This window comes from Desulfobacula sp. (assembly GCF_030145145.1).
In the GTDB taxonomy this organism is placed as follows: Bacteria; Desulfobacterota; Desulfobacteria; order Desulfobacterales; family Desulfobacteraceae; genus Desulfobacula.
This window is the reverse complement of the sequence record NZ_JAQYWD010000034.1, coordinates 34,548-49,267: the sequence shown is the minus strand read 5'-3', so window position 1 is coordinate 49,267 and position 14,720 is coordinate 34,548. Positions and strand designations below refer to the sequence as shown.

General features: G+C 45.9%; 12 protein-coding genes. 9 read left to right on the top strand and 3 right to left on the bottom strand.

Features of this window, described 5'->3' with window-relative positions:
• The first annotated feature begins 42 nt into the window (after nucleotides 1-42).
• The 6 genes from Q1Q15_RS18515 (at nucleotide 43) to Q1Q15_RS18490 (ending at nucleotide 9,257) form a co-directional block, all read left to right on the top strand.
• A complete protein-coding gene (locus Q1Q15_RS18515; protein ID WP_300463329.1) occupies nucleotides 43-318 on the top strand; it encodes an HU family DNA-binding protein in 276 nt (91 codons plus the stop codon).
• 3 nt (nucleotides 319-321) lie between these two features.
• Nucleotides 322-1,374 (top strand): DNA polymerase III subunit, encoded by a 1,053-nt coding sequence (locus Q1Q15_RS18510; RefSeq protein ID WP_300463326.1) that lies wholly within the window; start codon nucleotides 322-324, stop codon nucleotides 1,372-1,374.
• Entirely contained in the window at nucleotides 1,367-2,179 is an 813-nt protein-coding gene (locus Q1Q15_RS18505; protein ID WP_300463323.1) for a stage 0 sporulation family protein, read from the top strand. Before Q1Q15_RS18510 ends, Q1Q15_RS18505 begins: the two co-directional genes overlap by 8 nt.
• On the top strand, nucleotides 2,176-4,104 hold the full coding sequence (gene metG, locus Q1Q15_RS18500; RefSeq protein WP_300463320.1) for a methionine--tRNA ligase: 1,929 nt from the start codon (nucleotides 2,176-2,178) through the stop codon (nucleotides 4,102-4,104). Before Q1Q15_RS18505 ends, metG begins: the two co-directional genes overlap by 4 nt.
• Before the next feature lie 72 nt (nucleotides 4,105-4,176).
• Nucleotides 4,177-5,526, top strand: coding sequence for a penicillin-binding transpeptidase domain-containing protein (locus Q1Q15_RS18495; RefSeq protein ID WP_300463318.1), 1,350 nt, complete (start codon nucleotides 4,177-4,179; stop codon nucleotides 5,524-5,526).
• Nucleotides 5,527-5,558: 32 nt separating this feature from the next.
• On the top strand, nucleotides 5,559-9,257 hold the full coding sequence (locus Q1Q15_RS18490) for an SIS domain-containing protein (protein WP_300463315.1): 3,699 nt from the start codon (nucleotides 5,559-5,561) through the stop codon (nucleotides 9,255-9,257).
• A gap of 21 nt (nucleotides 9,258-9,278) precedes the next feature.
• Here the strand turns inward: Q1Q15_RS18490 and Q1Q15_RS18485 are convergent, their stop codons facing one another.
• Nucleotides 9,279-10,493 carry an ATP-binding protein gene (locus Q1Q15_RS18485; protein WP_300463312.1) on the bottom strand — a complete coding sequence of 405 codons (1,215 nt, stop codon included), beginning with the start codon at nucleotides 10,491-10,493 and terminating at the stop codon, nucleotides 9,279-9,281.
• A 36-nt stretch (nucleotides 10,494-10,529) separates the two neighbouring features.
• Here Q1Q15_RS18485 and Q1Q15_RS18480 point away from each other — a divergent pair, with 36 nt between their 5' ends.
• The 3 genes from Q1Q15_RS18480 to Q1Q15_RS18470 are packed head-to-tail and all read left to right on the top strand — an operon-like array spanning nucleotide 10,530 to nucleotide 12,813.
• The gene (locus Q1Q15_RS18480) at nucleotides 10,530-10,883 is read left to right on the top strand and encodes a hypothetical protein (protein ID WP_300463310.1); all 354 of its coding nucleotides are present in this window, start codon (nucleotides 10,530-10,532) and stop codon (nucleotides 10,881-10,883) included.
• 54 nt (nucleotides 10,884-10,937) lie between these two features.
• Nucleotides 10,938-11,864 carry a glycine cleavage system protein H gene (locus Q1Q15_RS18475; RefSeq protein ID WP_300463307.1) on the top strand — a complete coding sequence of 309 codons (927 nt, stop codon included), beginning with the start codon at nucleotides 10,938-10,940 and terminating at the stop codon, nucleotides 11,862-11,864.
• A gap of 28 nt (nucleotides 11,865-11,892) precedes the next feature.
• Nucleotides 11,893-12,813 (top strand): glycine cleavage system protein H, encoded by a 921-nt coding sequence (locus tag Q1Q15_RS18470; protein WP_300463305.1) that lies wholly within the window; start codon nucleotides 11,893-11,895, stop codon nucleotides 12,811-12,813.
• Here the strand turns inward: Q1Q15_RS18470 and Q1Q15_RS18465 are convergent.
• On the bottom strand, nucleotides 12,794-13,363 hold the full coding sequence (locus Q1Q15_RS18465) for a hypothetical protein (RefSeq protein ID WP_300463302.1): 570 nt from the start codon (nucleotides 13,361-13,363) through the stop codon (nucleotides 12,794-12,796). The two genes, Q1Q15_RS18470 and Q1Q15_RS18465, sit on opposite strands and share 20 nt — an antisense overlap.
• Before the next feature lie 5 nt (nucleotides 13,364-13,368).
• Nucleotides 13,369-14,712: a sigma-54 dependent transcriptional regulator gene (locus tag Q1Q15_RS18460; protein WP_300463299.1), complete on the bottom strand. Its 1,344-nt coding sequence runs from the start codon at nucleotides 14,710-14,712 to the stop codon at nucleotides 13,369-13,371.
• Between the last annotated feature and the right edge of the window lie 8 nt (nucleotides 14,713-14,720).

Here is a 14,720-nt window from a genome sequence, read left to right as displayed (position 1 = left end):
AAAACCAACGAGATTGTACCCTTCATTATAGAAAGAGGACGTATGAATAAACTTGAATTAATTTCCACATTAAAAGAGCGGGCAAACCTGACAAAATCCGAGGCCTCAGAAATCATTAAAATATTTTTCGACTCATTGGCGGAATCCTTTGCAAAAGGGGAACGGGTGGAAATAAGGGGATTTTGCAGCTTTCATATCAAAGAGTACAAAAGCTATACCGGCAGAAATCCTAAAACCGGTCAAAAAGTCACCATACCGCCCAAACGGTTGCCATTTTTTAAATGTGGGAAAGAGCTCAAGGAGCGAGTGGATTATTAACCCATGGGTATGGATCAAACCATGTCTGATTTTGATCACCTGCAATACCAAGCAACCGTCCTCCTGGAGTTAAACCATATCCTTCAGACAAAAAAAATCCCCAATGCGTTTCTTTTTTCCGGGAGTGAGAATACCGGAAGAAAACAAGCCGCATATTTGTTTGCAAAGGGATGTAATTGTTTGAGCGGGATGGACCTTGCCTGCAACCATTGCACGTCATGCCGCAAAATTGATGCCAAAAGCCATCCCGATATCCTGTGTCTGACCCTTCAACAGGGGAAAAAATCAATTTCCATATCCCAGATTCGTGAAATGGGGGTAACCCTTTCTTCCAGGCCCAATGAGGCCAGGTTCAGGATGGTATTAATTTTAACGGCAGACCTGATGAACCGTCAGGCCCAGAATGCACTGCTGAAAATGCTTGAAGAGCCGCCGGAACGGACCTTTTTCATCCTTGTTGCCCACAAGGTATCTTTTCTTTTGCCAACCATTGCTTCAAGATGTCGTAAGATCAGATTCAAGCCCCTGACGGACACGGTCATTGAGCAACATCTGATCCAGCATTTCAACGTTGACAACCCCCTTGCCCATATTGCATCAAGAACAGCCGATGCTGATCTGAAAAGGGCCATGATGTATGTAAACCAGGATACAGAACAACGAGAGGTCGACTGGATCAAACGGCGATTATGGTTACTGGATACCCTGGCAAGTATGATCAGAACAAAACCGGCCAGGGGCATATCAAACGGGTTGATGCTGTCACAACGGTTAAGCCGTGACCCCGATCTTATGCCTTACACAATGGCCATTCTAACCACTTTTTTCCGGGATCTGATGATTTTTAAATTTGATCCCAAAAAAATAGTTAACCTTGATTTTTTTGATACTTTTGCCGATATTAATCAGCGGGTACCCTCCCATAACTTTTTAGAATGGATAAAAATGCTTTATGAAACAGAAAAAAGGGTAACCGCAAACAGTACGCTCAGATTAACATTGGATAGATTTTTCCTTAAAATTGTTACGAACAAAGGAACGGGTGTTTATGGTTAAAGTTGCTGGTGTTAAATTTAAAACAGCAGGAAAAATATATGATTTTAACAGTGGTGCTTTTGTACTGAAACAAGGCACCGCTGTAATTGTAGAAACTGAACAGGGTTTAGGGTTTGGTAAAATTGCCATACCACCCGTTGAAGTTGAAACTGTTGAAAAAAAATTAAAACAGATTGTCCGTATTGCCACCAAAGAAGACTTTCTTAGAAGAGAGGAAATACAAACGCTTGAAAAAAAAGCGTTCACTTTTTGTATTCAATGTATCACTGATATCGGTCTGTTAATGAACCTGTTCAGTGTTGAGAGCACCTTTGATCGAAACAAGTTGACTTTTTTCTACACAGCCGATGGCAGAATTGATTTCAGAGAATTAATCAAGCTGCTGGTAAAAGAATTCAGTATTCGAATTGAAATGCGCCAGGTGGGAATTCGCAATCTGTCTAAACATTGTGGGGGGGTTGGCAAATGCGGAAGAGAGCTTTGCTGTTCCTCTTTTATGCACACGTTTGAGCCGGTTTCCATAAAGATGGCAAAAGAGCAGGGACTGTCTTTGAATCCCACTAAAATTTCAGGGGTTTGCGGCCGGTTAATGTGCTGTCTGACCTTTGAAAATGAAACCTATAAGAGCCTTAAACGCCAGATGCCCAAACTGGGAAAATCCATCACCTTAGAAGAGGGCAAAGGAAAAGTGGTCCGCCAGAATGTGTTAAAAGAAAGCATCACCGTTCGGTTAGAGGATCATACGGAAATCGAAAAAACCATCCAGCAACTGAACGAATCAATAACAGGATCCCCCAGACGATGAACACCCAAAAACAATATTTTACAACCCCCATCTATTATGTCAATGCCAAACCCCATCTGGGGCATGCCTATACCTCCATCTCTGCTGATGTTTCAACCCGATTCAAACAGATGGATGGCCATGAAACATTTTTTCTAACCGGAACAGATGAACACGGAGATAAGATTGTTCAGGCTGCCCAAACCCAGGGAACAACCCCCAAAGAATATGCAGACAAGATCAGCCGTCTGTTTCAGGATCTGCTACCGGTATTGAACGTCAATAACGACCGGTTTATCCGCACAACCGATCCCGGGCATATTCAGGTGGTCAAACAGGTTCTCTCAAAAATCCATGCGTCCGGGGATATTTATTTTTCAAGCTATGAGGGGCTATATTGTTTTGGATGCGAACGCTTTTACCAGGAAAGAGAGCTGGTTGATGGCAAATGCCCGGACCATGGGGTAGCTCCCGAGGTGATCAAAGAATCCAATTACTTTTTCAAAATGAGCAAATACCAGGCGTGGCTGATCAACCATATTAAAACCAACCCGGATTTTATCCAACCGGCGCAATACAGGACTGAAATCCTTTCTTTTTTAAAAGAGCCCTTGGAAGACCTCTGCATTTCCCGGCCGAAATCCCGACTGACATGGGGTATCACCCTGCCCTTTGACGAAGCGTATGTCACCTATGTCTGGTTTGATGCCCTTGTAAATTATATTTCAGCGTTGGGATACCCGGATGGGGAACTGTTCAAAAAATTCTGGCCCACAACCCGCCATTTTGTGGCAAAAGACATTATCAAACCCCATGGTATTTACTGGCCCATCATGCTGAAAGCTGCCGGTATACCGATTTATAAGGGCTTAAATGTCCACGGGTTCTGGAATGTCAAAGGCAGCAAAATGTCAAAAAGTATCGGTAATGTCACAGACCCCCTGCAGGTAACCGCGGCATACGGAGTGGATCCGTTCAGATACTTTCTCATGAGGGAAATGGTGTTTGGCCTGGATGCCAATTTTACAGAAGAAACCCTTGTGTCCAGAATCAATTCAGACCTTGCCAATGATCTTGGAAATGTTTTTTCAAGAATCCTTTCCATGAACCAGCGATATTTCAAGGGTGAAGCAAGAGAACCGGACACACACATTCAACAAGAAAAATCCCTGTCTCTGGCATCTGATGCAAAGACTGCCATTGACAAATTTCAACAGGCCATGTCGGTGTGTGAATTTCATAAAGGTGTCGGGGCCATCTGGCAATTTATCAGTATCATGAATAAATATATTGATACAAATGAGCCCTGGAGTTTAGCCAAGAATGACGACCTTACGCCGATCCTTGAAACCGTTCTCTATAACTTGATCGAGGGGTTGCGGGTCGTTTCCTGCCTGATTTATCCCATTATGCCGGCGACATCCTATAAAATGCAGAAAACCCTTTGCATGGCAAAAAAGGATAATGGGTTTTACACGTTGGCGGAAACCATTCCCTGGGGGCAGACCCGGAAAGGAACCTGCATTGCAACCCCAGACAGTTTATTTCCCAGGATTGATACAGATAAAACCAGACCCCAGGCCCCTGCCATCATCACCAAAGCGTTTAAACCGGCATTAAAAAAGCAGATCACCATTGATGATTTTGCAAAAATTGATTTAAGGGCCGGGATCGTCATGACAGCGGAACGAATCGAAAAATCCAAAAAGCTCTTAAAACTTACGGTGGATCTGGGTGCTGAGGTAAGGCAGGTCATTGCGGGTATTGCAAAGGATTATGCCCCGGAAGACATCATCGGCAAACAGGTCATCGTGGTTGCCAACTTAAAAGAAGCAACGCTTATGGGAGAGATTTCTCAAGGCATGATCCTTGCCGCAACCCATAAAAAAAAGCTGGTACTTTCTGGTTTTGACAAAGAACTTTCACCGGGAAATCCTGTAAAATGATGGCTTTTATGACCTTTGCGCCATTGCCGGTAATGGATATGGTCAAAGACACGATCCGTGTTAGGGGTTCCGTTGTATATCGATAAAAAAGAACCCGCCTGGCGGAATTTTCAATCTGGATATCTGATCAACAAAAGAAAATCCCGATGGGTTTCTAAAACGGCAAAAATACTGGTCGGTTTGGCGATCCTCCTGCTTTTGATTGCGGGCATCTGTTTTTACGGGAGCGATGGTCCGATCAAAAATGAGTTGACTGCCAGCATTCCGGAAACACCTGAACCACAAACCCGTTTGTCAAAAAATCAATTAAGCCATATGATCGGCACGACGAATTTTATCCAAACGGATAAAAACACCTTGTTTGTGGATGCCCCGGAAACCCGTTATAAAATTACCACCAGTATCGATGTTGATCTTCAGGAATATTTATTGTCGGTGTTGGACCGGCTCAAAACCCTGACCCGGGGAAAACCCCAACGGATCGCCTTTGTGGTCATGGAAGCAAATACCGGTAAAATCATTGCCATGACAGGGTTTGATCTTGAAAATCCCGATGCCAACCCCTGTATTGAATCCAACTATCCCGCAGCCAGCATCTTCAAGATCATAACCGCCTCCGCAGCAATTGAAACATTAGGCTATACGCCTCAAACGCCATTGTTCTTTAATGGGAATAAATACACATTATACAAACGCCAGCTCAAGGGGAAAAAAAACAAATACTCGTATAAAATTTCTTTTTCCAGTGCGTTTGCACAATCCGTAAACCCGATATTCGGGAAAATCGGGAAAAATAGCCTGGGAAAAGAAAAACTGGAGTCTTATGCAGACGCTTTTGGGTTCAACCAGGTCGTCAACTCGGAAATTACCTTTGTTTCAGGTGCATTTAAAACCAACAGCAAAGACTACCACCTGGCTGAACTTGGATGCGGATTTAATCATGAGACCACAATCTCCCCGGTATTTGGTGCCATGCTCACCTCGGCCATTATCAATGCCGGCAATATCATGCTGCCCAGTATTGTTGAGCATGTAACAGATGCCAGTGGCGCGGTCATCTACGCGAACAAAGAAACCGCCTATAAAAACGCCATACGTCCGGAAACGGCTGCCACCATGATGCAGTTGATGGAAAAAACCATCTCAAAAGGGACTGCCAGAAAATCTTTCAGAGGGTTTTCCAAAGATGCCGTTCTTTCAAAACTATTGATTGGCGGGAAGACCGGGTCCCTTTACAACAGGGCGCACACGGTTAAATACGACTGGTTCACCGGTTTCGGAGCTGAAAAAAAAGGACCTAAAAAAATAGCCCTGTCCGTTGTTGTCGGCCATCGGAAATATATTGGGACAAGAGCCGGGACTTATGCAAAAAATATTTTAAAAAAATATTTTAAAAAAACCGCTGTCACCGCACAATTGTGATGGGCAAAACCGTTTAGATGAGAGGGGAAGAAATGATGATGTATGGAACCGCTTTTTTGAACCGGATTAAACAACTAATGTCACTGACCATTGAATTTGGGAAACCCATAACCACTGCCCGGGAAAATACCCTCATCTTTTTTCCGGATCAACCCAATACCTTGTCCTGCGGTATTTCTGCCTTTGTTGCCTTTAAGGGAAACAGCATTCCCCAGGCGTTTCATTTACACGAAATAAACGAAATGGCCCTTTCTTTAAAAGACAACTGCCTGTCCTCCCCTGCTGACACCATCTGCAACGACTTTCTTTGCGGTGATGATTTTTTAAACCGGTTATTTGAACGCTGCCAGGAATTCAAGCAGGAAAATATTTTTTTAGATCTTTATTTCAACAAAGAAAAAAAAGAACGGCTCGCTTCAATTATAACGAACATGGAACAATTGATTGAAGATCAAACCGGTTTGTTTAAACGAAAGATTTCAACACTTTCATCCTCAGATGTTGATACGATTTCTCTGCGCCTTGAAAAACTTCGGGATATTCACTGGTGCCTTAAAAAGGAAATTATAGATAACATCGCTGCCATTGGCAATCTTTCCACGGGTCTGGCAGCTTCAGCAAACACGGGGGCATTAACGGTCTTTAAACGGATAAATGCCGTGTTAAACAGTATTGACCGGCTTGAAGTCCGGGGAAGGGATTCTGCCGGAATATCCGTCATTCTCACCTTTCCCAAACAGGGGTTTGAAAATTTCAGAGAGGATCTGATCAAGGAAGGCCTTTCGGAACGGCTGAAACAGAGAACAAACCACCTGATCCTGGCCAATAACAGTATTACCATAAATGATACGTTTCCGGAAAATGGTGAGCATTTGGTTACCATTTCCTTTGTCTATAAATTTGCAGCGGAGATCGGTGCCCTGGGGGACAATGTCACGTTTATCCGCAGCCAGATTAAAAACGATCTTTTGCTCCAGTTGATCGCCCAATATCCTTTTGTGGCAAATTCCGTATCCGCTCACACCCGATGGGCATCTGTGGGAGACATTTCCCTGGCCAACTGCCATCCCCAGGACAACACCCCCACGGTTAAAGAAATCGGCAAATCAGGCATCATCCATGTCTGTTTAAACGGTGATATTGACAATTATCTTGAATTAAAAACAGAGTATGAGGCCAGGTATGATAAAATCCATACCGATATTAATACAGACACTAAACTGATCCCCCTTCAAATCGAGCATTACCTGAAACAACATCACCCCATTGAAGATGCGTTCAGGATGGCGGTCAATGATTTTGAAGGCTCCCATGCCATCAGCATGCATGCCGATTTAGCCCCTGGAAAATTGTTTTTAGCCCAGAAGGGAAGCGGCCAGGCGATTTTTGTCGGGATTGCCAAGGATCATTATATTGCTGCATCAGAATTGTACGGCATTGTCGAGGAAACCCAGGATTACATCAAGCTCAACGGAGAGGATAAAGGCCAGATTGTCATTCTTGACCAGCGATCAGAAGGCGGTGTATCCGGTATCCGGTCCTTCTACTATGATAATACCTTGATCAACCTGGAAGAAAATCAGGTGCTCACAAGCCAGATTACATCCCGGGATATTGACCGACAAAACTTCCCTCACTATTTTTTAAAAGAAATTTCAGAATCCCCGGGCTCGGTGGAAAAAACCCTGGAAAACAAAGTCAAACAATCCCCGGGCACTCACCTGTTTACCACATGTCTTGATGAGACGGTCATCCCATCATCCCTGGAACAGGACTTTAAAAATGACCGGATCAAAAAAGTCTATTTTATCGGTCAGGGCACAGCTGGAATAGCTGCCCAGGCCTGCTCTGATCTGTTGAATGTCTACCTGGGTGATAAGGGGATTGATACCAGAGCCTTAAAATCATCAGAGCTTTCCGGATTCTGTCTGGTAGAAGGGGAAGGTGCTGAATGCTCCATGAACAACACACTTGTGGTGGCCATCAGCCAGTCCGGCACCACCACCGATACCAACCGAACAGTGGACATGGTCAAAGCCTGTGGTGCAAAAACACTGGCCATCGTCAACAGGCGGGATTCTGATCTGACCTTTAAAACCGATGGTGTGTTATACACCAGCTCCGGCCGTGACATTGAAATGTCTGTGGCATCCACAAAAGCATTTTATTCACAAATTACTGCCGGGGCTATTTTAGGCCTCCACTTGGCCGGCATTGCCCAAACAAGATCCAGTGAGTTTATTACCGAACAGATCAACGAAATCATGAGCCTGCCGGATAAGATGAGAACCATTCTGGGAATGAAAGATCAGATCAAAGATTCAGCGTTCCGGCTTGCCGTCGCAAAACAATACTGGGCCACTGTGGGATCCGGATCAAACAAAACATCAGCAGATGAAATCCGGATCAAACTCAGTGAACTTTGCTATAAAACCATTTCATCGGACTTTATTGAAGATAAAAAACATATTGACCTGTCCAGTGAACCCTTAATCATCATTTGTGCTGCCAGCACACGGGAAAGTGTGTTGGGCGATATCATCAAGGATACCGCTATTTTCCATGCGCACAAGGCCACACCAGTGGTCATCACCACCATTGGAGAAGACCGGTTTGACATTTATGCCCGGGATGTATTTAAAATTCCTGCGACAAAAGAACACTTTGCCCCTGTCCTGAACACCCTTGTCGGACACATATGGGGGTATTACGCGGCCCTTGCCATCAATGAGGGGTCCAGATTCATGTACAAAGGAAAGGCTGAAATACAGGAGCTTTTAGACGAATATACCTCCATGGGACATGATGTATATGAAGTTCTCCTGGAAAAAAAATTCAGGGAAACCATTGCCCTCTTCTATAACAAATTTTCAAAAAAACGGCGGCAAGGTGAATTTCCGGCTGCCATGGGGCTGGATACGGTGGCCAACCTCACACTGCTGTTAAAATATTTGTCCGGCAGATTACCGGTTTCAGATTTTGAAATTGATTTTGAAACAAAGGGAACCCCTTCCAACATGTTACAGACCTTTTTCGATACCATTGGCCATGCCATTAACACCTTGGCAAGGCCGGTGGATGCCATCAAGCACCAGGCCAAAACAGTCACCGTCGGCACCAGCAGAATCAGTGAAAAATTTGAAGGCCTTGTCTTTAGTGAACTGGTGGCCAATGATATTCACATTGCCCAGATCACCAACAAAAATGTCCTGGTGATTAAAAATCTCCAGGAGGTCATTGCCGGCATCAATGGCGCCCTTCTCTACCAGATCTCAGGATTAAGCCTTTTAGGAGAAGTGACCCAGGAGACCAAAATAAAAATAAAGAATAAAACCGGTTTATTAAAAGATGAACACTCAAGAGTAGAAACAGACCCCAGACTTAAAGGAACAAAAAATATCATTGTCAGGGAGGGAAATGTGTACATTGGGAAGGGCAGAAAAGACAATAAAAACATCCTGGTCATTCCGGTTATTTCTTCAAATCCTGCCACCCCCAACATCATTGAATACATCCTGTCTTTAAATATCTGTTTTAAACCCTCCAGCGACGTACCGCTTTTGAAAAAAATAAAAGCCCTGGGCGGCAAATACAACCGTCTCAAAGACTGGATTCTTGAAAGTGATAATTTTCAATGGGATGACAAATATCTTAACCTGGTGGAAGTTGAAACCCTGTTTGGTGATACCGCAGAAAAAGTAGTTGAAAAAATTCTTAATAAAATAAATTAAAAGAACAGGCTCCTTTATCATTCAGCCGGCTGATCCGGGCGGAGATGATGCTGACGCTTTTCTGTTACCATCAAAGTCCTGGAAAAGGGTGATGGAAAACCGGGTCCCTTTTCCCGGTGTTGAATCCACATACAACTGGCCGCCATGTTCCTTGATAATCCCATATACCACGGACAGGCCAAGTCCAACCCCTTTGCCGTTCTTCTTGGTGGTAAAAAACGGTTCAAATATCTTTGAAATCGTTTCCTGGCAGATGCCGGCGCCGGTATCTGCCACCTGAATTCCCACGGCTTTTTTTTCAGGTTTACCAAAGGTTTTGATGGTCAACCGTTTCGTTGAAGCCGTTGACATGCTTTCCACTGCATTGGAAATCAGATTCATGATCACCTGCTTGAGTTGATCTTCAGAGGCACTGATTAACGGCAGGTTATGTTCAAGCTCTTCTATGACCCGTATTTTATTTATTTTTAACAAATTTGAATTCAGGATCAATGTCTGTTCAATCAACTCATTCACATCAAACTTGACCACCTTAAATTTGGACTGCCGGGCAAAGACCAGAAGATTACTGACAATCCGACCGATCCGCCGAATTTCTGTTTCCATTAGCCCCAGGTATTGATCAAACAGATCCAGCTCGTCCTGTTTAATCTCATCTTCCTTGAGAATGCGTTTGGACAGCATCACCAGGTTCAAAATCCCGGCCACCGGGTTATTGATCTCGTGCACCACACAGGAAGACAGCTTTCCCAGGGAGGCCATTTTATCCTGGTGAAGCAGCCGTTCATGGGTCTCTTTCAGCTGTCTTGTGCGGTCCTCCACCATTTTGATCAGATAATCCTGATTCTGCTTTTCATCAATTTTGCGCTGGGTAATATCCCGGCTGATTTCAATGAATTTGGAAATTTTCCCCTTCTTCTCCCAGACCGGGAAAATCGTCAATTCCGTGTACCTGGGGTTGCCGTCATTTCCCAGCCGGATCAATTCTGTCTGGCAGTGCCGCTTTTCACGGATCACTGCTTCCAGGGGGCATTTTTCATGACAATTGCTGCTTTTCCGAGTGGCTTCTTTGAAGACTTCATGGCATTTCCGGCCTAGGACATCCTCCCGGGCATAATTCATGTGCTTTAAAAAGGCATCATTGACTTCCAGAATTTCCCGATCAGGGGATATGATCAGAATAAAATCCCGGATACCATTAAGGATCGTTTCCATTTCAGTTTGAGGAAGGGTCATGATGATTTCCTTTTGAAACGGGTGAAAAAGCGTGGAATGATTTTAATTTTTACCATAGAACCGTGTATGGGGGCAAGATCTAATTCCTTTCAGATTCCTGACACCGGGAAAACACCCCTTTTTGGAAACCAGTGGGGGGGACTGGGGGAAATATCGACACGCCTGGGGCAAAATCCAACAGGTCCCTTATCCCAGTGCCTGGCAAAGGATTCCAGTATCATTGCCGGTTCAGGACACCCCCTGTTGTTGCAAAAAACCCCATCTTCTGAAATTCTCGAGTTTTTCAAAAAAGTCCGATCCTCCCTGAAGCAGCCCGGGAAAAAAGGACGGTTCAATTATTATGCTTGTCAAAACAACGGATGGCCTCCTTTTTGCTATATATGTCCTTAAGATTCATGGAAAGACCAAGAAGAAAACAAACCCGAATTAAAAAGGAGGCCCCAGATGACTGAGACCCTGAAAACCCAATCAAAAGAAACCCCTTATTCAAAAACCCCAACCTTGTGGCCATCTGGAAAAGATAAATGCCCGCATCCCTGTATCTGGATGCAGGCAGGCGTGGTTTCCAAAAAGACCTGTAACCATTATCATGACTGCACCTCCTGCAAATATGATGCAACAATGGGAAAACTTGCAAGTGCGGGAAAACATCTGTCCTGGCAGGATGCCATGCGGCAGAGGGACAGCAGGGACAGGACCTGTCGCCATACCCTGACCGGCAGAACGGATCACCGGGCTTGTCCCATGAATTATAATTGTGACAGGTGTGAGTTTGATCAATTGTTTGAGGATTGCCTGTCCCCCGGCTCAGGCCATACCCGGTTGGAGATGGGGGATGTAAAAGGATTCAAGCTTGCCCATGGGTATTATTTTCATTCCGGCCATACCTGGACCTGCGTTGACAGCGGCGGCATCATGCGGGTGGGTATGGATGATTTTGCCTTCAAGGTATTGGGGGGACCGGATGGGTTTGATCTACCGTTGATCGGCCAGGAGCTGAACCAGGGCAAAGCCGGCTGGGGCATCCAGCGCAACCAGAACCTTGCCGATATCCTGTCCCCGGTCAACGGGGTGATTACCCGGGTGAATCCTTCCGTGAAAACCGCTCCGGATCTTCCCGGAAAACGGCCTTATCAGGACGGGTGGCTGTTTACGGTTCATAATTCCGATATCAAAGGGGCAGTCAAACACCTGATGGCAGATGAAAAGAGTGAGGCCTGGCTAAGCCGGGAGGTGACCACCCTTGAAGAAATGATAGAGGATGTCACCGGTCCCCTGAGTGCGGATGGTGGATTTCTGACCCGTGATGTCTACGGCAATCTTCCCACCCTGGGATGGAAAAACCTGACCCAAACTTTTCTTAAGACCTGATGACCATTTGAACAAAGGAATGACACCCATGGATATTGTATTAAAACAATTGACCTTACCTGCCTGCCTCTGGATGCAGGCAGGGGTGGTCAAAAAAAAACACTGCTATAAAGACTTTTTATGCATGGACTGCCGGTTTGACAGGGCGTTGACCAAGGTCTGCCGGGCCAATGAAACCCTTAAAAACCAAGGCAACGCCGTGGAAGGAAAACAAAGGGGCTTTGTTTTCTGGGAAGAGCGGCTCCGGAAACTGCCCCCTGCCCAGCGGCCCTGTATCCATCACATGAAAGGTCATATTGGATTTAAAAACTGCCCGAAATCCTATCAATGCGCTGATTGTGAATTTGACCAGTATTTTCAGGATCAGTTCAAGGTCCATACCGTTTTAAAACCAGTGAACTTTGAGGATATCAACGGCATTTCACTGCCCATGGGCTACTATCTTCACCCGGGGCACACCTGGATCAAAATTGAAGACCAGGGCATGGTACGCGTTGGGATTGATGATTTTGCCTGCAGGTTATTGGGCGAATTTGACACATTTACCGCCCCGTTGATGGGGAAAAAGCTGACACAGGGCATGCCGGCCGTCACCCTGTCCCGGCAGGGGCATGACGTTTGTTTTCTATCCCCTGTCAGTGGAATCATCACAGCGGTGAATGCCCGGGTCAGAAAAACACCCGGCCGAATCAACCAGTCCCCTTATACGGACGGCTGGATGTTTATCCTTTATTGTCCCGGCCTGAAACAGGATCTTAAACAATTGATGTTCATGGAGTCCTCCAGGGGATTTATGGAACAGCAGGTCCACCGACTGTACACGTTTCTTGAGGAAAAAACCCAGGTCAAGGCAGCTGACGGCGGCACCCTTGTGTCTGATCTTTTCGGCAACCTTCCCGGAATTTCCTGGAAAGCCCTGGTAAAAAAATTTATCCCCCAAGGGTCTTGATATAGTCGGCCAAAAGAATCGTACAATACCGGCAGAATTGATCTGATTTCAGGTCCACATCCGCCAGCTTGCGACAATAGTGCATGATACAGTGGTCATCTTCACAATGCCGAAGGTCAAAGGCATGCCCCAGTTCATGCGCGGCTTCCTTGATGATTCGGCCGCGGCTTTTTTCCCGGGAGCCGACATCCGGATATGCCATGAGCCGGGCAATGGAAATAATACTGGCAATTCCCCCCAGTTGGGCTTCCCCATAGACATGGGTCAAAATGGGAATAAACAGATCCTCCCGTGTCACTGCCAAAAGTTTTATGCAGCCTTTGGGTGCCCTGGCCGCCAGTGCCTCTAAAATAACGGTGGAATAATACTGGTTGCGTTTCTGATCATACGCAAAAGAAAGGTTGTCCAGCAACGGCGAAACCCGGGTTCTGAATCCAAAAATCGCCTTGATCCTGTCGGCAATGATGGCGGTGATCCAAGAGGGGATATCCCCCACCGGTGAGATCAGAATGCTCCCTGATGGATGCATATGCCTTAAGTTGGAAATCACGCAGTTCAATCCGGTTTCAATTCGTACCGTTTGATCTTATTGTAAAGGGTTGATCGGTCAATCCCAAGGACGGCAGAACTTTTGGAAATATTCCAGCCGGTCTGTTCCAGAATTTTTCGGATATGCTGTTTTTCCACGTCATTCAAGGAAAAATACCGGGTTTTCAGCTCCTCTTCCAGGGAGGCGCCAATGGGAAGGTCATGGGGGGTTATGGTGCCGGTCTTGCATACCACCACCGCCCGTTCAATGGCATTGGACAATTCCCGGACATTTCCCGGCCATTCATACAGCATCAGCTCGTCCATGGCATCCCGGCTGATCCGTTCCACCCCCCGGTTTACCTCCTGGGTAAACTGGGTCAGAAAATGTTGCGCCAGAAGCGGGATATCTTCTTTCCGTTCCCGAAGGGTCGGCATGGTAAAGGAGATCACATTAAGGCGGTAAAACAGGTCCTCCCGAAAGGTCCGGTTGCGTATGGCCTGTTCAAGGTCAGCATTGGTGGCGGCAATCACCCTGAAATCAGCAGTAATGGGCTGGGTTCCCCCAACTCTGTAAAAAATCTTATCCTCCAACACCTGGAGCAGATCGATCTGCATCCGCATGCTGATCTCACCGATTTCATCCAGAAAAAGGGTACCCCCGCCTGCCATTTCCAGGCGACCCTTCCGGGTTTCCCTGGCATCGGTAAAAGCACCCTTCCGATGGCCGAACAATTCACTTTCCATGATATGCCTGGGAATGGCGCCGCAATTCACACTGACAAAAGGGCCATTCCTGGCCCGGCTGTTGGAGTGAATGGCCTTGGCAGCCAGACCTTTTCCGGAACCGGTTTCACCGGTGATCAAAACCGAGGAGGTCACCTCCCGGATGTCCTGGATGAGGCTGAAAATCTCCTGCATGGGTTTTGACTGGCCGATCATGCTCTCAAACCGGGTTCGGTTTTCATATTCTTCTTTTAAAAAAACATTTTCTTTCTTCTGGGCCCGGTGGTCTATCAGTTTTTCGATCAGCACGCCCAGCTCATCCGGATCAAAGGGTTTTAATATATAATCAAATGCATGGGATTTCATGGCCTGAACTGCGGAAGGGATTGATCCGAATGCCGTTATCATGATCACATCGATATCATCATACTCTTCTTTAACACGGCTGAGAACATCCAGCCCACTGATCCCTTCCAGTTGAATATCCAACAGCAGGATATCAAAACTTTGCTGTTTTAATATGGCAAGGGCGCCCTCCCCGCTTTCCACCGTGCTGACCTGATGCCCGTCTCTCTTTAGCCAGCCGGCCAGAGATTCGCGGATCACCAGCTCATCATCTACCACCAGAATTCTGGCCTGCTCCATACGTTTTC